This window comes from Brachybacterium sp. AOP3-A1-3 (assembly GCF_052378285.1).
In the GTDB taxonomy this organism is placed as follows: domain Bacteria; phylum Actinomycetota; class Actinomycetes; order Actinomycetales; family Dermabacteraceae; genus Brachybacterium.
The window spans coordinates 295,120-314,112 of record NZ_JBQSXM010000001.1; the positions used below are offsets into that span (position 1 = coordinate 295,120).

At 70.5% G+C, this 18,993-nt stretch carries 17 protein-coding genes and 1 tRNA gene; 8 read left to right on the top strand and 10 right to left on the bottom strand.

What is annotated here, in order from left to right; genetic code table 11:
• The first annotated feature begins 52 nt into the window (after positions 1-52).
• Entirely contained in the window at positions 53-568 is a 516-nt protein-coding gene (locus ACT3T5_RS01340) for a DUF1990 family protein (protein WP_444576395.1), read from the top strand.
• A gap of 186 nt (positions 569-754) precedes the next feature.
• On the opposite strand, the gene groL is transcribed toward ACT3T5_RS01340, so the two are convergent.
• The 3 genes from groL to ACT3T5_RS01355 all read right to left on the bottom strand — a co-directional run bounded on the left by groL (position 755) and on the right by ACT3T5_RS01355 (position 3,908).
• Positions 755-2,401, bottom strand: coding sequence for a chaperonin GroEL (gene groL / locus ACT3T5_RS01345; protein ID WP_444593365.1), 1,647 nt, complete (start codon positions 2,399-2,401; stop codon positions 755-757).
• Between the two features lie 404 nt (positions 2,402-2,805).
• Positions 2,806-3,396, bottom strand: a complete 591-nt coding sequence (locus tag ACT3T5_RS01350) for a LytR C-terminal domain-containing protein (RefSeq protein ID WP_444576397.1) — start codon at positions 3,394-3,396, stop codon at positions 2,806-2,808.
• An 83-nt stretch (positions 3,397-3,479) separates the two neighbouring features.
• On the bottom strand, positions 3,480-3,908 hold the full coding sequence (locus ACT3T5_RS01355; protein WP_444576398.1) for a DUF3263 domain-containing protein: 429 nt from the start codon (positions 3,906-3,908) through the stop codon (positions 3,480-3,482).
• A gap of 77 nt (positions 3,909-3,985) precedes the next feature.
• On the opposite strand from ACT3T5_RS01355, the gene ACT3T5_RS01360 reads away from it, so the two are divergent.
• Together ACT3T5_RS01360 and ACT3T5_RS01365 are read left to right on the top strand one after the other, a co-directional pair.
• A complete protein-coding gene (locus tag ACT3T5_RS01360; protein ID WP_444593366.1) occupies positions 3,986-4,663 on the top strand; it encodes a uracil-DNA glycosylase in 678 nt (225 codons plus the stop codon).
• Positions 4,660-5,331, top strand: coding sequence for a hypothetical protein (locus tag ACT3T5_RS01365; RefSeq protein WP_444593367.1), 672 nt, complete (start codon positions 4,660-4,662; stop codon positions 5,329-5,331). Before ACT3T5_RS01360 ends, ACT3T5_RS01365 begins: the two co-directional genes overlap by 4 nt.
• A 4-nt stretch (positions 5,332-5,335) precedes the next feature.
• On the opposite strand, the gene ACT3T5_RS01370 is transcribed toward ACT3T5_RS01365, so the two are convergent.
• Genes ACT3T5_RS01370 through ACT3T5_RS01380 form a run of 3 tightly spaced genes read right to left on the bottom strand, consistent with a single transcriptional unit; the run spans position 5,336 to position 6,641 of the window.
• Positions 5,336-5,767, bottom strand: coding sequence for a hypothetical protein (locus ACT3T5_RS01370; protein WP_444593368.1), 432 nt, complete (start codon positions 5,765-5,767; stop codon positions 5,336-5,338).
• Entirely contained in the window at positions 5,764-5,952 is a 189-nt protein-coding gene (locus tag ACT3T5_RS01375; protein ID WP_444593369.1) for a hypothetical protein, read from the bottom strand. Before ACT3T5_RS01375 ends, ACT3T5_RS01370 begins: the two co-directional genes overlap by 4 nt.
• Positions 5,953-6,008: 56 nt before the next feature.
• Positions 6,009-6,641, bottom strand: coding sequence for a hypothetical protein (locus ACT3T5_RS01380; protein WP_444593370.1), 633 nt, complete (start codon positions 6,639-6,641; stop codon positions 6,009-6,011).
• Positions 6,642-6,885: 244 nt separating this feature from the next.
• Between ACT3T5_RS01380 and treS the strand changes: the two genes are divergently transcribed.
• A complete protein-coding gene (gene treS / locus ACT3T5_RS01385) occupies positions 6,886-8,685 on the top strand; it encodes a maltose alpha-D-glucosyltransferase (RefSeq protein WP_444593371.1) in 1,800 nt (599 codons plus the stop codon).
• 51 nt (positions 8,686-8,736) lie between these two features.
• Here the strand turns inward: treS and ACT3T5_RS01390 are convergent, their stop codons facing one another.
• Complete coding sequence (locus tag ACT3T5_RS01390; RefSeq protein ID WP_444593372.1) at positions 8,737-9,153, bottom strand: hypothetical protein; 417 nt, start codon at positions 9,151-9,153, stop codon at positions 8,737-8,739.
• A 451-nt stretch (positions 9,154-9,604) separates the two neighbouring features.
• Between ACT3T5_RS01390 and ACT3T5_RS01395 the strand changes: the two genes are divergently transcribed.
• The gene (locus ACT3T5_RS01395; RefSeq protein WP_444593373.1) at positions 9,605-11,059 is read left to right on the top strand and encodes a variant leucine-rich repeat-containing protein; all 1,455 of its coding nucleotides are present in this window, start codon (positions 9,605-9,607) and stop codon (positions 11,057-11,059) included.
• A 138-nt stretch (positions 11,060-11,197) separates the two neighbouring features.
• Here ACT3T5_RS01395 and ACT3T5_RS01400 read toward each other — a convergent pair.
• The 3 genes from ACT3T5_RS01400 to ACT3T5_RS01410 form a co-directional block, all read right to left on the bottom strand.
• Positions 11,198-11,269 (bottom strand) — tRNA-Thr (locus ACT3T5_RS01400).
• 73 nt (positions 11,270-11,342) lie between these two features.
• On the bottom strand, positions 11,343-12,176 hold the full coding sequence (locus ACT3T5_RS01405; protein WP_444576406.1) for a DsbA family protein: 834 nt from the start codon (positions 12,174-12,176) through the stop codon (positions 11,343-11,345).
• 195 nt (positions 12,177-12,371) lie between these two features.
• Positions 12,372-14,573 (bottom strand): protein kinase domain-containing protein, encoded by a 2,202-nt coding sequence (locus ACT3T5_RS01410; protein WP_444576407.1) that lies wholly within the window; start codon positions 14,571-14,573, stop codon positions 12,372-12,374.
• A 239-nt stretch (positions 14,574-14,812) separates the two neighbouring features.
• Between ACT3T5_RS01410 and ACT3T5_RS01415 the strand changes: the two genes are divergently transcribed.
• From ACT3T5_RS01415 to ACT3T5_RS01425, 3 genes are read left to right on the top strand one after another with little or no spacing between them, the layout of a single operon-like run.
• Entirely contained in the window at positions 14,813-15,490 is a 678-nt protein-coding gene (locus tag ACT3T5_RS01415) for an AIM24 family protein (RefSeq protein WP_444576408.1), read from the top strand.
• A 46-nt stretch (positions 15,491-15,536) separates the two neighbouring features.
• Entirely contained in the window at positions 15,537-17,942 is a 2,406-nt protein-coding gene (locus ACT3T5_RS01420; RefSeq protein ID WP_444593374.1) for a circularly permuted type 2 ATP-grasp protein, read from the top strand.
• Positions 17,935-18,951: a transglutaminase family protein gene (locus tag ACT3T5_RS01425; protein ID WP_444593375.1), complete on the top strand. Its 1,017-nt coding sequence runs from the start codon at positions 17,935-17,937 to the stop codon at positions 18,949-18,951. Before ACT3T5_RS01420 ends, ACT3T5_RS01425 begins: the two co-directional genes overlap by 8 nt.
• The last annotated feature ends 42 nt before the right edge of the window (positions 18,952-18,993 follow it).

Below are 18,993 nucleotides of genomic sequence, written 5' to 3' on the forward strand. Positions count from 1 at the left end.
GCACGCAGGATCCTTCTCGGCACCGCGCGGACCGACCGCTACGCTCCTGGACATGAACCTCCCCGAGGACCTCACCTGCCCGGACCCCGGGATCACCGCGGCGGGCCAGATCGCATGGTCACCCCATCCGACCTGGGGCAGTGCCTTCACCGCGTCGAAGGTCATCGGTACCGGACAGAGCTGCTGGGATCGAGCCTCCCGCGACGTCCTTCAATGGGCCGTGAAGACCCGCAGCGGTTTCGCTCTCGCGCCGTCCACAGCGGCCCCCTTTCCGGGGCAGACGCTGACGATCATCGCGTCGCTGGGGCCGTTGCGCGTCCGTGAACCGGCGGTCGTCCTCGACGTGATCGGCGAGCAGAACCGAGTGGCGCTCTCCTACGCCACCCGTCGGGGCCACCCGGTGCGCGGGGAGGAGGCGTTCATCGTCCATCGCGATGAGCGAGGCACCGTCACGTTGACGCTGCGTTCAGTCACCGCGGCCGCCCCCGGATGGCGAGGTCTCCTGTTTCCCGCAGCGCTCGTCCTGCAGCGCCGGTACCGACGGCTCTACCTGCGCTCATTGCGCTGACCCAGACCTGGCCCCGACCCCGGCTCTGTCCGCGCCCTGACGACGCCGGTTCCCGGGAGTTCCCTGGGGCAGCACTGGGGCAGGCCCCGGGAAGCACCTGGGGACAGCAACGGGCCCCGACCCTCCGGAGAGGATCGGGGCCCGTGACGCTCAGGCGAGCGGAGGGTGATCAGCCGTGAGGCTGGATCACATCATGCCGCCCATACCGCCCATACCGCCCATGCCGCCCATGTCGTCGCCGCCACCGGCCGGGGCCTTGGGCTCCGGCTTGTCGGCCACGACGGCCTCGGTGGTCAGGAACAGGCCCGCGATGGACGCCGCGTTCTGCAGCGCGGAGCGGGTGACCTTGACGGGGTCGATGATGCCGGCGGCGAGCAGGTTCTCGTACTCGCCGGTGGCAGCGTTCAGGCCCTCGCCGACGGGAAGGTGGATGACCTTCTCCGCCACGACGCCACCCTCGAGACCGGCGTTGACCGCGATCTGCTTGAGCGGAGCCTGGATGGCGACCTTGACGATGTTCGCACCGGTCGCCTCGTCGCCGACGAGCGAGAGCTTGTCGAAGGTGTCCTTGCCGGCCTGCAGCAGCGCGACGCCGCCACCGGCGACGACGCCCTCGTCCACAGCGGCCTTGGCGTTGCGCACGGCATCCTCGATGCGGTGCTTGCGCTCCTTGAGCTCGACCTCGGTCGCCGCGCCGGCCTTGATGACGGCCACGCCGCCGGCCAGCTTCGCGAGACGCTCCTGGAGCTTCTCACGGTCGTAGTCCGAGTCCGAGTTCTCGATCTCGGCACGGATCTGGGACACACGACCGGCGATGCGCTCGGCGTCGCCGGTGCCCTCGACGATGGTGGTCTCGTCCTTGGTGACGACGATCTTGCGCGCCTGGCCGAGCTGCTCGAGACCAGCGGTCTCCAGCTTGAGGCCGACCTCCTCGGCGATGACCTGGCCACCGGTGAGGATGGCCATGTCCTCCAGCATCGCCTTGCGGCGGTCGCCGAAGCCCGGGGCCTTGACGGCCACGGACTTGAAGGAGCCCTTGAGCTTGTTGACGACGAGGACCGCGAGGGCCTCGCCCTCGATGTCCTCGGCGATGATCGCGAGGGGCTTGCCGGCCTGGATGACCTTCTCCAGCAGCGGCAGCAGGTCCTTGACCGAGGAGACCTTGGAGGACAGCAGGAGGATGTAGGGGTCCTCCAGCACAGTCTCCTGGCGCTCGGCGTCGGTCACGAAGTAGGGCGAGATGTAGCCCTTGTCGAACCGCATGCCCTCGGTCAGCTCCAGCTCGAGGCCCATGGTGTTGGACTCCTCGACCGTGATGACGCCTTCCTTGCCGACCTTGTCCAGCGCCTCGGCGATGAGCTCGCCGATGGCCGGGTCAGCAGCGGAGATGCCCGCGGTGTGAGCGATCTGGTCCTTCGTCTCGATCTCCTTGGCCTGCTTGAGCAGGGTCTCGGAGACCGCGGCGACGGCCTGGTCGATGCCGCGCTTGAGCGCGATCGGGTTGGCGCCGGCTGCGACGTTGCGCAGGCCTTCCTTGACGAGGGCCTGGGCGAGGACGGTGGCGGTGGTGGTGCCGTCGCCAGCGATGTCGTCCGTCTTCTTGGCGACCTCCTTGACGAGCTCGGCACCGATGCGCTCGTAGGGATCGTCGAGTTCGATCTCCTTGGCGATCGACACGCCGTCGTTGGTGATGGTGGGCGCGCCCCAGGACTTCTCGAGCACGACGTTGCGGCCCTTGGGACCGAGGGTGACCTTGACGGCGTCGGCGAGCTGGTTCATTCCGCGCTCGAGACCGCGCCGGGCCTCTTCGTCATAAGAGATGAGCTTGGCCATTATGGAATCTCTCCCGTGTGGTGTGGTGTCCACCCGACCCTGTGCCCGCGACGGACGAGACCCCGCACCGTGTTCATGTCCCACGGCGCAGAGCCCCTCACGGGGCCGGAATGTTCGTGGCCGGTCAGCAGTGTTCTGCTGTCCGATCAGGCCCACGACTCCCGAGCGCGACGACACCCTGAGGCGTTGTCACTCTCGATCATCGAGTGCCAGAACATCATAAGCACTCGGAGCCGGAGAGTGCTAACTCCAGAGGTCCGGATCCCACCTTTCCGCTCTGGGCCGACGGGCAGCGGCCGACATCGGGACGACGGCGGAGTCACGACGCAGGCGCAGCAGAACGCGCGCCGCCCGTCCCCGTCGGGGAGGGCGGCGCGCGTCAGCTGCTCTGCGTGCGGCGGCGATCAGCCCTCGTCGCCACCGCCATCGCCGTTGCCGGAGTCCGGGTCGGAGACGGCCACGTAGGTGATGCGGGCCTCGTACTCGTCGCTCTGTCGGGCCTCTCCGGCGTCGACCTCGTCCGCGAGGGCCTGGGCCGTCTCCGCGTCCGCCTCGTCGCGGTAGAAGACCACTGCCTCCTGCTGGACGTGATCCGCGGTGCCTACGTTCACCTTCTCCCACTTCGAGTCCTCGAGAGTGGACTGCCACCGGCCGGCCAGGCCGTTGATCCCCCCGGCGTTGACCACCTGGATCGGGATGGACTTGTCCGCCTCGGCGGCGGGCTCCTCCTCGGTGGTCTCCTCAGCAGGTGCATCGCTGGTCTCGCTCGCGGCTGGCGTCGTCGGATCCTGAGCACGCTCGTCACCGTCGCCACCTCGGCCTCCGATGAGGAAGAGCAGCACGATCAGCATCACGAGCGCGGCTCCGATGATGATGATGTAGAGCAGGTTCTGGCGCCAGAACGGCTCCTCGGCGCGATGCGCGCCGTGGAAGGACACGGAGTCGGCCTCGTCATCGAATCGGTCCGGCGGGAAGGGATACTGGGAATCAGCCACGGCCCCATTAAACCTGCTTCATGCGGTGAGGGTGTGGAGCACACGCCCCGTCGGCCGCTCCGTCGGGCGGCGAAGGCCGTTCCTCAGGCGACGCGACCGGAGTCGCGGGTCGGCGCGGAACCGTCCTCGGAGGTGCGTCGGCCGCGCAGCCGGTTGACCACGGACGGCGCCGCCCGGAGGGCCGCCGGATCATCGAGCAGCGAGTTCAGACGCACGTAATAGGCCACTTTGGAGATCCCGATCTCCTCGCGGATCGCACGCTCCTTGGCGCCGATGTACCGGAAGGTGCGGGACTCCAGCGCGAGGATCATCCGGTCGCGCTCGGCCAATCCGCCCTGCGGGCCCGGAAGTGACTGGTCGCTCACCTCGCCCGGCGCGTCACCGCGGCCGGCTCCGAGTTCGGAGCCGCCTGCGGGGCTCTCCCCCGGGCCGGACTCCTCCATCCCGCGTCCCACGTCACGCCCTGATCCGCGCACGGCGCGGTCGCGATCCGGGGCGGTATCTGGCGGCATAGCTCGAGGTTACGCGGCAGCGGGCCTCTCCCGAACCCGGCTCGCCGCACCACCCCGGCCGGTGGAAGACTGCTCACATGCCGACCCCGCTCACCGAGACCCTCAGCACCGACTGGGCCCGCGCCCTCTCCCCCGTCGAGGACCGCATCCATGCGCTGGGCGAGTTCCTGCGCGCCGAGGTCGACTCCGGCCGCGGATACCTCCCCGAGGGCGATGCGGTGCTGCGGGCCTTCACCCGGCCGATGTCGGAGGTGCGGGTGCTCATCGTGGGCCAGGACCCCTACCCGACCCCGGGCCATCCCCTCGGGCTCTCCTTCGCCGTGCACCGCGACGTGCGGCCGCTGCCCCGATCCCTCGCGAACATCTACACCGAGCTCGAGAGCGACCTCGGGATCCCGCGGGCCGTGCACGGCGACCTCACCGCCTGGCAGGACCAGGGCGTGCTGCTGCTGAACCGGGTCCTCACCGTCACCCCGGGGGCTCCTGCCTCGCACCGTCGACAGGGCTGGGAGCAGGTCACCGAGGCCGCCATCCAGGCTCTGGTCGCTCGCGGTGGGCCGCTCGTGGCGGTCCTGTGGGGGCGCGATGCACAGACCCTGATCCCGCTGCTCGGCGAGGTGCCCTACGTCGCGAGCCCGCATCCCAGCCCGTTGTCCGCGTCCCGCGGGTTCTTCGGATCTCGCCCGTTCTCCCAGGTCAACGAGCTGCTCGAGGCGCAGGGCGTTTCCCCGATCACCTGGCAGATCCCCGAGTGACGGCCGGATCCGGGGACACGACGCACATCGCGACGGCATCGGGACAGACCTCGGCCCCGGTGGGTCGACCGCCCACGGGCCGTCGGCCCCTGATCGCGGCATGGGTCTGCGCGGGAGTCCTGTGCCTCGTGCTGGTCCTCGTGATCGGCGGCGGGGTCACCTACCTCGTCGTCCAGCGCGATGCGCAGGAACAGATGGAGACCGTTCCGCTCGAGCTGGAGGGCATCAGCACGGTCGCCCCGGCGGGATGGACGGCAGGAGAGGACCCCCGGATCCCCACGACGAGGCTGCTCGCCGCCCTGGTGTCCCCGGATTCGCAGCAGAGCGTCACCATCGCCCGTGAGACGGACGATGTCCTCGAGCCCGACGATCTCTGCGCGCTCATGCTCGACCTCGCGGAGGCGAAGGGCCTGGCGACGGTGTCCGCCGAGGTCCTGGCCCCCGTCACGGTCGACGGCGTGGACGCGATCCACCAGCGGTGGGTCTCCTTCGCCGACGGGCAGTGGCACCAGGGCGACATGTACTGCATGGCGGAGGGCACGACCTCGCTCCTCGTCCTCGCCGAGAACTCCTCCGATGAGCAGGCCACCCAGAGCCCGGCCGCCGAGATCGTGCTCCAGAACTGGACCTGGCGCCCCGAGGCGGAGGCCACGGACCCTCAGGGGTGAGCGCTCACTCCGGCGAGGTCCACTTCCAGCTGTCGATGACCTTCTGCGCCTCGGAGATTCCGGCGGCTTCGGCCTCCGGGCCGCTCGTGCGACCCAGGACGACGACGATATGGAGATGCCGCGGCAAGCACCAGAGGTCCTCCACGACCGTCTCGCCGGATTCCGGATCCTCGCTGATGCTCTGGTAATGCAGGCTGACGCGGCCATCGACCTCGACCTCGGGCATCTCCTGATAGCGGAGGCGCTCCGCCTGGGACGCGCATTCCTCCTCGATGCCGTTCTCGACCACGTAGTCCATGACGGCCATCTTCGAGTTCTCCGCCGCATCGAGCGTGGTGAGCACGTACTCGAAGGATGAGATGTCCTCCCCCGGAGCCTGGGGCTTCCAGCTCTGCGGGTAGGAGAAGCTGTAGTCGTCGGTCTCGACCTGTGTCATCGGGCTCGGCGCCTCATAGGTCGCGTAGGCGGGGCCGCGGCCGGCTCCGCCCGGCGGCTCAGCACCAGGTAGCTGACCGTACCGACGGCCAACAGGGTCAGGAGCAGGGCGCTGATCAGGAGGGCGATGATCAGGAGGATCACCGGTCGGCGGCTGCGCGGTCCGGCCGGTGGCTGGTTCGTCATGGGGTCTCCGGACGGTGAAGGGGCCGACGGAAGGGCACGGGAGGATCGCACCGGGCTCAGGTTCCCTCCTCGAACGTCCACTGCCAGCTGTCCAGGACGTCCTTCGTATCCGGCATCGGGACGGGACGGGCATCGCCGCTGAACGTCTGGGCGACGAAGAGGACCACCCCGTCGGGCTTGGTGATGCACCAGGTATCCACCACGCTGGAGGTGAAGTCGCCCTCGAGAGCAGTGGTGACGGCCCGGTGGTGGAGCGCGTCGCGACCGTCGACCTCCCGGGTGCCGATCACCTCGTTCTGCTCGGTGCCCAGGCCTTGCTGGTCCGCGATGACTCCGACCTCGGCGCAGGCGTCCTCCGGCGTGATCGGCCCGGTCCGATCGAGCACGGTCACGTACTTCGTCTCGTCGGAGCTGCGCAGCTCGAGCACCTGGTCCGGATCGGGCAGCTCGGCGCCGGTCGTGGTCTCCGCCCAGTCGACGGGGTGCTCGAAGGTGTAGGTCGCCCCGTGGAAGGTGGTCGTCGCTTCGGCGGCGCGCTTCTCCAGCACGAGGTAGGTGATGCCGCCGGCCGTGGTGGCCAGCACCAGGAGCACCGCGGCGGTGAGGCAGCCGATGGCCACGAGCAACGGGATCCTGAGAGCCCGGGTGCTGCCGGCGCTCGTCGGTGCCTCCGTCTCCTGAGCGCCCATCGTGTCCTCGTTCCGTGCTCCGCTGTGCCGTGTGCTGCTGTGTCGTGCCACGGGGCGAGTTACGCCAGGCCGCAGATCGACCGCGGTCGACGCGGGAAGTCTACTGTCCGGCGCTGCGTGCGGCCGTCGGCCCGTCGTCGCGCGCCATGCCTCCGGGACGGGCCCCACGGCGCCTGCGGAAGCGCACTACTGTGGGGGCACGCCGAGCGACCGGCCCATCGTCACTGCTGCCGCGGAGGATCCGATGCCCCTGAACCCCAGCCAGTTCTCGCCCCAGGGCCCCGGGGTCGACTACGACCCCCACTGGTACCGCAAGGCCGTCTTCTACGAGGTGCTCGTGCGCGCCTTCGCGGACGGCAACGGGGATGGCACCGGTGACTTCACCGGCCTCATCGAGCGCCTCGACTACCTGCAGTGGCTGGGGATCGACTGCCTCTGGCTGCCGCCGTTCATGGCCTCCCCGCTCCGTGACGGCGGCTACGACATCGCCGATTACGAGGCGGTGCTGCCGGAGTTCGGGTCGATCACCGACTTCGAGCGGCTGGTCTCCGAGGCCCATCAGCGCGGCATCCGCGTGATCATCGATCTGCCGATGAACCACACCTCGGACAAGCATCCGTGGTTCCTGGAGTCCCGCTCGGATCCCGAGGGCCCGTACGGCGACTTCTACGTCTGGTCGGACACCGACGAGAAGTACTCCGAGGCCCGGATCATCTTCGTGGACACCGAGGAGTCGAACTGGGCGTTCGACCCGGTGCGCCGCCAGTTCTTCTGGCACCGCTTCTTCTCCCACCAGCCGGATCTGAACTTCGAGAACCCGAAGGTCCGCGAGGCCATGTTCGAGGTGGTGCGGTTCTGGATGGACAAGGGCATCGACGGCTTCCGGGCCGACGCGATCCCTTACCTCTTCGAGGAGGAGGGATCCGACGGGGAGAACCTGCCGGCCACCCACGACTTCCTCGCCGAGCTGCGCACCTTCGTCGACGAGCACTGGCCCGGCCGGGTGATCGTCGCCGAGGCGAACCAGTGGCCCAGCGACGTCGTGGACTACTTCGGGACCGACGACAAGCCCGAGTGCCACATGTGCTTCCACTTCCCGGTGATGCCGCGCCTGTTCTACGCCCTGCGCGAGGGCAGCGCCCGCCAGATCATCGACATCCTCGAGGACACCCCGGAGATCCCCTCGGGAGCCCAGTGGGGCACCTTCCTGCGCAACCACGACGAGCTGACGCTGGAGATGGTCACCGGCGAGGAGCGCTCCGCGATGCTCGGCTGGTATGCGCCGGACTCCCGGATGCGGGCCAACGTCGGCATCCGCCGGCGCCTCGCCCCGCTGCTGGACAACTCCCGCGGCGAGCTCGAGCTGATCCATGCCCTGCTGCTGTCGCTGCCGGGCTCCCCGTTCCTCTACTACGGCGACGAGATCGCGATGGGCGACAACATCTGGCTCACCGACCGCGACGCGATGCGCACCCCGATGCAATGGACCCCGGACCGCAACGCCGGGTTCAGCGAGATCACCGATCCCGGGAAGCTGTACCTGCCGGTGATCCAGTCGCTCGTGTACCACTACGCCACCGCCAACGTGGAGGCGCAGATGGCGCACTCGAGCTCCCTGCTGCACTTCGTGCGCTGGATGCTCGCAGTGCGCAAGGAGCACGAGGCGTTCGGCATGGGCGCCTACCGCAACGTCCCCGCGGATTCCGACCGGGTGCTGGCCTTCACCCGCACCTACGACGGCGCCGAGCACGGCGAGGAGGCGTCCTTCCATGCGGAGACCCTGCTGTGCGTGTTCAACCTGTCCGGCCAGCCGGTCACCGCGAGCCTCGATCTCGGAGGGCTCGCACGACGCACCGTCCGCGACCTGTTCGGAGGCCACGAATTCCCGCCCATCACGGAGGACGGCTCGCTGACCGTGATGCTCGGCGCGCACGGCTACTACTGGCTGAAGGTGCGCGAGCTGCATCCCGACGGGGAGCCGATGACCGTCACCACGACCATGCCGGTGATCTCCGGGGAGGACGCCCGGCCCGCGTCGGACTGAGGCCCACTGTCCGGCGGAGCCCTCCGTCATCGCGCCGGACGGAGCGCCCGGTCAGGCCGTGAGACCGCTGATGAGGTTCACGGCGGCGACGGCGACGCCGGCGATCATCCCCAGGATCCCGATGGCCCGACGGCCGTCGGCGATGACGGACTCGATCATCTGCGCTGCCTCCTCGGGGCTGCGAGGCTGCGTGTTGCCCACCACGAGGGACCCGCGATCCGCCGCCTCCTCGAGGCGGGGCCGTTCGACCGCCTCCCACTGGTTCGCCCGCTTCCGCGGTCCGATCACGTTGAGGTACCACCCGTGGACGGTCGCGAGCGCGACGCCGATGAGGATCCCCAGGCCGGCCAGCACTCCCGCCGCGGTCGAGGACTGGAGGATCGAGGCGCCGAGCAGCCCTCCCAGGAGGGCCGCGCACAGGGCGATGTACACGATGGCCAGGACTCCCCAGCCGCGCCAGATGATCATGGGGTCCCTTTCGTCGGTGCACGGCCGCTCGGTGTCGTGCCGGTGCCTGCCTGGCGAGTGCCTGTCAGGCGAAGTGCGATGCAGTGCGATGCAGTGCGGTGCACGTCGAACCCGCGAACAGTGCCCCAGCACGCACCCCCGGAACCCGTCGAACCGAGCGGCGGGATCACCGTGCGGGGGCCGACGCAGAGCGCGCGCGAGCATGCTGTGCGTCACGCAGGACCCGGATCATCGAGCCGTCCCGACCCTCACCGGACGATCTGGGCAGGAACGCTGGTCATCCGGCGCACGACCGTTCTGCGTCGGCCGTGCGGGCACGGCGTCGACGCGGTCGAGGTGGACCCTCGCGGTGCGTGGTGTCAGACTCTCGGGGGTTCTCTGCGCGACCATCCGCGCTCGAACCAGTCCTGGGCGCCCCCGTGAGCCCGTGTCGACACAGAGGGAGTGGGATGTGGCAGAGCCACGATCAGCCGCCGAGGAAGCACGCGATCCGAGCACCACGCCGGAGCGCCTTCTCGAGCTCACCGAGAAGCATCCCCAGCTGCAGAAGCTGATCGTGCTGAACCCGTCGTGCCCCGACGTGGCACGGCAGTGGATCCTGGCCACGAACCCCTGGGCCAAGTCGGCCTATGACGAGTCCACGAGCGGAGCGGACGGGTCAGCGCACAGCGAGCTGCCCCAGGCGGAGGACGGGCACGAGCAGCCCGCCCAGCAGGACCAGAACGACGACGAGCAACCCTCCCAGCAGAACGCGCACGCTGAGAACGACGAGCAGAACGAGCCCGACGAAATCTCCGTGTGGGGCGATTTCTCCGAGGACGGGCTCTGGGGTGATGCCGCCCAGAACTCCGACGGCGCATCCCAGAACGCCGACGGCACGAAGAGCGCCGCGGCCAGCGGGCCTGCCGGAACTGCCGGAACCGCGGGCTCGGCAGGATCCCGACCAGTGACCGTGCGTGTGGCGGAGGACCGTGGCGTGGTTCCGCTGGGTCCGGTGAACTCCGCAGCGAGCTCGCCCGCAGCGCCCGCCTCACCTCCTGCTGCTCAGGCTCCGTCTCCGGCCGCGCCGAGCTCGTCCCGACCAGCTCCGTCCGGACCGGCGTCAGCACCTGTTCCCTCGCCGACCACGGCGTCGGCCCCGCCGTCGGCCGGGCCGGATGCCCCGGCACCGGCGCTCGCAGCGTCTGCCGGGCAGGGCCCGTCGCAGCAGCAGTACCCCACGGAGCAGACCCCGACAGCCGCGTACGGTCTGCCGGCGTTCTCCGGCCCGGCCGCAGCGCAGTACGGTGCGGCTGCTCCGCCACCTCCCCCGGAGTCCGAGAAGCCCGACGGCTCCGATCCGTCGCGGCGCCGCCTGTGGTTCGCCTGCGGCGGCTGCCTGCTGCTGACGCTCATCCTGCTGATCGTCGGCGGCTTCGGTGCTCGCGCCCTGCTGGCCGGCAACGACGACGAGTACCAGCGCGACAGCACCACCACCGCCGAGGAGGCGCCCTCGTCCGCTCCCGAGGAGTCGCCGGCCACCACGGAGGACACCCCGTCGAAGGACCCCGTCTCCCCCGCACCCGATGGTGCGCACGAGATGACCGAGCTCCGCTCGCCCTCCGGGAACATCACCTGCCAGCTCGAGAAGGACACCGTGGCCTGCTCGATCGTGGACCGCAGCTTCTCCGGGGCCGGGCTCGAGGACTGCGCCGACGGTCCCTTCTCGATGAAGGTCAGCAAGGGCACGGCTGTCCGCGCATGCGGCTCGTCGCACCTCAGCGATACCGCCGAGACGCTCGAGTACGACGAGAGCGCCACGCACGGCAACACGGCCTGCACGAGCCGTTCCGAGGGCATGACCTGCTGGAACACGAACACCGGCCACGGCTTCTCCGTCAACCGGGCGTCGTACGAGACGTTCTGACCCGCTGACGCCCGGGCGACGGGCGAGCACGACGGATGGCGCGCCCCGGACGACGGACGACGGACGACGGACGACCGACAACGCAAGACAGACGACGAGGACCCCCTCGGATCGATGATCCGAGGGGGTCCTCTCACGAGCTGGAGACGGGAATCGAACCCGCAACCACCTGTTTACAAGACAGGTGCGCTACCGTTGCGCCACTCCAGCGGGCGGGTGCGGCCGATGCCTCGGCCGCACCCGGAAGTCTAGAGGACCCCTGAGGGCCCTGCAGACAGTCCGATCAGCCCTGACCGGCGTCCGAGGCGCCACCGGCGTCGGAGGCCGCGGACTTGCCGCCTGCGGCCAGCACGGCCTCGCGCAGGGCGCCCGGGGTGACCCAGTCCTGGAACTGGGTGCCGTCGATCTCGACGTAGGGCGTGCCTTCTGTCTTGTCCTTCGCGTACGGCTCGGCGACCTTGCGAACCCACGGCTGATAGGTCTTGGCGTCGATCGTGGCCTTGACGTCCTCCGACGCTCCGGCCTCCTTCGCATAGGCCCAGATCTGATCATCGGTGAGACCGGCCGAGTTCTCCGCCGGCTGGTTGGCGAAGAGGAGCTGCATGAAGGCCATCGCCTGGTCAGGGTCCTCCTCGTACACGGCGACCATCGCGGCCGCGGTACGGGTGGAGTAGTCACCGGTGGTCGACGCCGAATCCAGCAGGCGCCGCGGCACGAGGTGGAGGGTGACCTCCTCGTCGTCGACCATCTTCTGGACGTCCTTGCCGTTGATCTCCTCGAACTGGCCGCAGATGGGGCACATGAAGTCCAGGTGCATCTCGAGCACCGGCTTCCCGGAGTCCTCCGGGGCGCCGAACGTGAGGTACGGCTGGTCCTCGCTCATGCTCTGCGGCACCGCGACGGGACCTTCGGGCTGCGCGGAGCGGTAGATGAGGACCCCGAGACCGGTCGCGATGGCCAGCGCCACCACGACGATCACGGCGATCACCACGGTGCGCACGGTGCGCTGGCGGCGCAGCTCGTTCTGGCGCTGCTGGCGGAGGGCCTCCCGCTGCGCCTCGCGACGCTCCTGCGTCGACTTCGACGGCGTGGACTTCGACGAACCGGACGCGGCCATGAATGCTCCTAGCCCCCGATCCGGGGCTGCGGTGGGTAACAGGTCGGTGAGAGTTTAACTGTCGATCCCTGGGTGGGAACGGGATGGATGGGCCACTTCACGATGCCGGGATCCGTCGGCTGGGGCGAGGCGGTTCGTGTCGCACCGGTCTCAGCGGGCACCGCGCACCGTTCTCGGCGGGCAGCGCACGCCGCCTCAGCGACGCCAGATGGCGATGTCCGCCAGGGTGGGAGCATCGGGGAAGGGGAAGTAGTCGACCATCCCCTCGCGGGCGAGCAGGGTGAAGACCACAGCGCCGACCAGCAGCACGAGCAGCACGAGCACGACGGCGGTCCAGACTCTGTCCGGGGCGGCCGAATCGAGCATCCGGTGCGCGCCGTTGCGGGTGGTCCGGCTGCCGATCCCGACCCACGTGATCAGCAGCGTGACCGCCATCGCGGTCGCATACGCGGCCCCGTCCGGCGGCGCGGCCCCCTGGAGCAGCGTCCAGGCGGCGTCGAGGGCGATCCCGACGAGCACCCCGAGGATGAGTGGGAACAGTGCCTGCAGCGCGATCTCGAGCAGACCGAGCAGGAAGCGGAAGGGGCTCGCGAACCCGGCCGCCCAGGTCGGGCCGGAACCCGTCGAGCCTCGCAGACGCTTGCCGGCGACCGCGTTGTGCGACCGCTCCCAGGTTCGTGCGAGCGCACCGAGCAGGAGGAACACAGCCAGCGCCGCATAGGGGGCGACGCCGGCGAGCGTGACGATCAGCAGGTGGCCGATCCACACCAGGAATGGCCGCCGCGGCGGCATCGGGGAGGCCCAGGCACCCAGCGGGCGCTGGCCGCCGTCTGCACCCGGGACACCCTGCCCCGGCACGAACTGCTGGTCCGCGTACTGCTGGGGGTGGGGCTGCTGCGACGCGAGCTGCTGCGGAGTCGGCTGCTGGAGCGCCTGCTGCGGGGGCATCGCCTGCTGCACCGGAGGATGCTGCTGGACCGGCGGGTACTGCTGCACCGGCCCCGCGGAGGGCGGGTAGGGGCTGCGCTGGACCGGGTGCTGCGAGGGTCCGGGGAAACCGGTGCTCTGCTGCTCGGCCGGGGCCGGCGGGATGACGGGAAGCTGCTGCGTCGGGGCGGCGACCACCGGGAGCGCCTCCGTGGGCGCGTCGACCGGCGAGCTCTGCCGTGGCAGCGCCTCCGTGGGGGCGTCCACCGGGGCGTCCTGCGCAGTGGTCACGCGGGGCAGCGCCTGGGTGGGCTGCTCGGTCGGCGTGCCGGTCACCGGGAGCATCTCCGTGGGCGGGTCGTCGGCCGCCGGGCCGGCGCTCATCGCCTCGGTCCGCGCCTCGCCGGCGGCGGCCGCGTCCGCGCCGGCGGCCGACGGCAGCGCGGCAGTGGACCCGAGCGCAGCGGCGGACCCCAGCGGCGCGGTCGACCCGTCGGCCCGCAGGGCCTCCGTCGGCCCGGCGTCCTCGAAGCGCGTGAGATCGAGCTCTGCCAGACGTGCGAGCAGATCCTGCGGCGCAGGTCGCCGCTCCGGATCGGACTGCAGGGCCGAGCGCAGCCAGTCGGCGAGCTCGACGGGGAGCCCGTCGACGTCGAGCTCGCCGCGCTCGGCGCGCAGGAACACCAGATCGGCGCGCCCGCTGCCGAAGGGATCGCGGCCGGTCGCCGCGAAGGACAGCAGCGCCGCCCACGACCACCAGTCCCCCGCCTCGCCGGTGTGGTCGGTGCGGATCACCTCGGGATCCAGATACGCGGCCGTCCCCATCACCAGCCCGGTCGATGTCAGGCGGGACTCCTCGGCGGCGATCGCGATCCCGAAGTCGATGATCACCGGGTCGAGCCGGTCGCCGTCGGGGTCGAAGACCGCGAGATCCTCCTCGGAGCTCCCCCGCAGCATGATGTTGCTGGGTTTGAGGTCGCGGTGGATCACGCCGGAGCGGTGGATGGCTTGCAGGGTGTCCCCCATGACCAGGCCGATCTCCCGCACCGCCTCCGGGTGCAGACCGCCGTTGACCCGCACCGCGTCCTCGAGCGTGGGGCCCGGGACGAACTCGGTGACGACGAAGGCGTCGGAGGATTCGAGCTCCGCATCGAGGATCCGCACGATGTTGTCGTTGCGCACGAGCTTCTGCGCGGTGACCTCGCGGGCCAGGCGCTCGCGCGCTCGGGGGTCGTCGGAGATCTCGTGGCGCAGCAGCTTGATCGCGACGTCGTGGCCGTCCGCGTCATGGGCCCGGTAGACGATCCCCATGCCCCCCGCACCGATCCGACCCAGGATCTCGTAGCCGGAGTCCTCGGCGAGCGCCGTCAGGCGCGGATCCTGCCGCGCGCCGCGCGACGTCTTCGACGATCCCGACGCCCCGGAGAGCCCAGAGGGCCCGGGGGAGCCGGCAGACGGATTCTCGACCATGACTGCCATGCTACGAGGCACCGGACCCCGATCGCGCCGACTTCACCGCTCCCCCACACGGTCCCCACCGCGGATGCGCAGGCCTCAGTGCGGATGCGCAGGCGCAACCCGCGCCGCGTCGACCCGGATCTGCTCGTGCGCTCCCGTGGCGCGGGCACCTCGTGAGAAGATCCCGGAGCGGTGCGGTGGGCACCGCGATGACCGCGGCCACGGCCCGGCATCCGAGAGGAAGGGCTCCCATGCGCTCCAATTTGTTCGACGCCGGCAATCAGGAACGACAGACGACCGACCGATGGGCGCTGCAGTCCAACAAGATGCTGCGCTGCTCGCTGACCCCCGACGCCCCCGAGATCATCTCGGCCGCCGGCGCGATGGTCGCCTACCAGGGGCAGATGGACTTCTCGTACCAGGGCTCCGGCGGCGGCATGAAGCTGCTCAAGAAGATGGCCACGGGCGAGGGCGGCAACATGATGCGCACCCGCGGCCAGGGCGAGATCTTCTACGCACGCCAGGCCGATGAGATCTTCCTGATCCAGCTCGAGGGCGAGGCCCTCACCCTGAACACGAGGAACATGCTCGCCTTCGACAGCTCCATCCAGTGGGACATCAAGTCCCTGGGCGGGGCAGGCTTCATGGCCGGGGGGCTGTTCAACCTGTTCCTGCAGGGACAGGGCATGGTCGCCGTCACCTCGGACGGTCCGCCGATGCTCCTGGACTGCTCCCAGCAGCCCACCTTCGTGGATCCGCAGGCGGCGGTGTGCTGGTCGGCGAACCTGCAGCCCCAGATCAAGAACGACTTCAAGATGGGCTCGCTGATCGGGCGCGGCTCCGGCGAGTCCTTCCAGCTGGGCTTCCACGGCCCGGGCTTCGTCGTAGTCCAGCCCTCCGAGGGCATCCAGGTCTCCAGCGGTTCCTGACCGCCGCATCCAGCATCGACCCGCACCGGATGCCTACGATGGTCCGGTGAGCATCGCAGCACCTGGAGCACTGGTCGACGAGCTGGCCGCGCTCGGCCCTCGAGGCCGGCGCCTGGCTGCGACGTCGGCGGCGAGCATGTTCGCCGCCGACGTCTCCGCCCCGACCCCCGTGATCGACCCCGTCCCGGTGGTCCTGGACGCCGAGGACTGGGACACGCTCTCCGCGGGGCTGATCCAGCGGGTGCGCCTGCTCGACGCCCTCTACGCGGATCTCTACGGCCCCCGCACCGTGCTCGGCACGGACGTCGCACCGGCCGCCGAGCTGCTCCAGGACCCCGCCTATCTGCGCTCCGCGATCGGGATCCCCTCCCGGGGCGCCACCCACCTGTTCGCGGTGACCAGCACCGTCGCCCGCCAGGCCGACGGCAGCTGGGTCGTGCTCGAGGACAGCGTGGACGTCCCCGACGGGGCAGGTTTCACCCTCGAGCTGCGGCGGGTCCTCTCGAGGTGCGCGCCGACGCTGTACCGGACCACGGAGCTCCGCCGGCTGCATCCCTTCTTCGACACGGTGCGCACGGCGCTGCACCGGCGCACCCGCACCGACGGCCGCGCGGGGAGGACGGTCGTGCTCACCGACGGCGACGCGGACGATCCTCTGCGCGCGTTCGATCAGAGCTGGCTCGCCAACCTCCTGGGCTCCCCCGTGGTCTCCGTCGGCGATCTGCAGACCGGGTCGGGCCCGTTGACGCTGCGCCTGCCGGGCGTGGACTCCGATCCCGGCGACACGGTCGACGCGCTGGTCCGTCTGCTCCCCTCCACCCAGCTGGATCCGCTGGATCTGGGCCCCACCCCGTACGGCGGGGTCACCGGACTGGTCGAGGCCGCTCGCTGCGGGGACGTCGAGATGCTCAACCCCTTCGGTGCCGGGCTGCTCGAGAATCCCGCCCTGCGCGCCGCTCTCCCGGACCTGTGCCGCCAGATCCTCCACGAGGACCTCCAGCTGCGCCCCGCCGCCCCGAGCTCCGACGCCTCCCCCGGGTCGGAATCGTCCCGCTGGCTGTCCTCGGATCCTGCCGGGGGTGACGAGCTGGTGGAACGTCCGGCCCGGTTGCGCCTGATGGTGATCACCTCCGAGGACGGCTACGAGGTGCTGCCCGGCGGCGTCGCCCACACCGACGACGAGGCCCCCGAGGCGCTCAAGGACGTCTGGGTCACGGTCCCGGAGACCTTCGCCCTGCCCGAGGGGCCCGACGGGAGAACGAACGGCGAGTGCTCCGTGCCCGGGCAGGCGAGCGGTTCCGCACCCGAGTCGAGCTCGGCGAACGCCTCCGGGACAGACCTCGGGGCGGATCTCGGGGTGGACCTCGGGGTGGACCTCGGGGTGCTCACCGCATATCCGGCGATGACCCGATCCATCGGCTCGGACCTGTTCTGGTTCGGCCGCTATCTCGAACGGGTCGATTCCACCGCGAGGCTGCTGCGCACCGTCCTGGACACCTCGAACGATCTGGGCTCGGAACGGAGCGCCTCCGCCGGCACCGCGCAGGCCGTGCTCCTGGGTGCGGTCACCGACGTCACCACCACCTATCCGGGGTTCCTGGACCTCGATCCCCAGGACCCGGAGTCGGTGCGCAGCGAGCTCGCCAGCCTGCTCACGGACGGCGGCCGGCCCGGTTCCCTCGCCCAGTCCTATGCTTCCCTGGCACACACCACCCGGACCCTGCGCGATCTCATCTCGGATGACGTCTGGCCCGTCATCGCCCGCATGCGTGGCAGCTTCCACCAGCTGTCCAGCAGCGACAACCGGCCGCTCGAGCAGGGTCTGACGGACATCGTCGACGGCTGCCTGACCCTGTCCGGGGCGGTCGCCGACTCGATGCCCCGCAACCTCGGCTGGGATCTCACCGAGGTGGGCCGGAAGCTCGAGCGGACCATGGGGCTGCTGTCCCTGCTGCGAGCCACCCTGGGACATCGCCGCACCCGCGCCGCGGAGGCCCGGATCGCCGGCGCAGTCGCCCTGATCACGGAATCCGGGGCGTCCTACCGGCGCACGTTCCACGCTGCCGTGCAGCCCGAGCTCCTGCTCGAGCTGCTGCTCCACGACACCACGCTGCCGCGCTCGATCGCCTTCCAGCTGGACCGGTTGAACTCCACCCTGGACCGGTTGCCGGAGGTGACGCCGTCGCCCGAGCTGCGCGCGCCGCTGACCGCCCTGCGTTCACGCATCGGCTCCTGGCAGCCGCAGGAGCTGCTGCGGCCGGTGCCGGCCTCGGGAATGGCTCCCGGCGCCCCGTCGGCCGCAGCTCCGGCGGCGCGTGGTGGCGCCCCGACCTCGATGCTCGAGGAGGCCGACGCCGCGATCGCGTCCCTGCGCGAGCTCGCCACGGCGCTGGAGAACCGCTTCTTCCAGCCCTCGGAATCCACCTCCAGATGGGGGATCGATGATGTCTGACCACCAGCAGGCCCGCCCGCAGACCCGCCCGCTCGCGCCCGAGATCCCGCTGCGCAGCGAGGGCGACCCGTCGGCCGACGCGGTCGACTATCTCGTGCACCACCTGACCAGCTACCACTATGCGAAGCCGGTCTCGCGGAACTACGGGCGCGCCCACGTCGAGCCCCGCGCCACCCCGTACCAGCGGGTGCTGTCCCACGAGGTGATCGTGGACCCGGTGCCGGCCCGGCTCACCGCCCACACCGACTTCTACGGCAACTCCTCGACCTATCTGCTGGTGGACGGCCCGCATTCCCAGCTCGACGTGCACTCGCACGCCCGGGTGACCGTCTCCGAGCGGCGCTACCCCGTCGAGGCGATGTCCCGCCCCTGGGAGCAGTGCGGACCGGATCATTGGGGGCCGCTCCTGCCCGCCGAGAGCATCGACTTCGTGCACCCCTCGCCACGGATCCCCGACCAGGTCGAGGCGCACGAGATCTCGGCGAACGTGTTCACGCCCGAGCGCCCCATCGGGGAGTGCCTCGCGGAGCTCACCGGCTGGATCCACGCGAACTTCACCTATGACTCCCGAGCGACCACCGTGACCTCGACGCTCGAGGAGGTCCTCGCGGCGCGGCACGGGGTCTGCCAGGACTTCGCGCACGTGGGGGTCGCCGTCGTGCGAGCCGCGGGCCTCGCCGCCCGGTACGTCTCGGGCTACCTGCGCACAGCGCCGTCCTCCGAGGGCACCCTGGTCACCGAACCGGCCGACGAGATGATCGGCTCGGCCGCCTCCCATGCGTGGCTCAGCGTGCTCGTGCCCGGCATCGGCTGGGTGGACATCGATCCCACCAACCGCACCTTCGTCGACCAGCGCTTCGTCACCACCGCCTGGGGGCGGGACTACGCGGACGTCCCGCCGCTCAAGGGCATCGTCGTCGGCCCGCCCGGAGCGACCAGCACTCTCGATGTCGCCGTCGGCGTGGTGCCGGTGGCACCCGGGGCGCCCGGGGTGTCCGGGTCGCCATGACGGGCGGCCGGCAACGGCTGTGAGCGCGTCGGCCCGCTCACA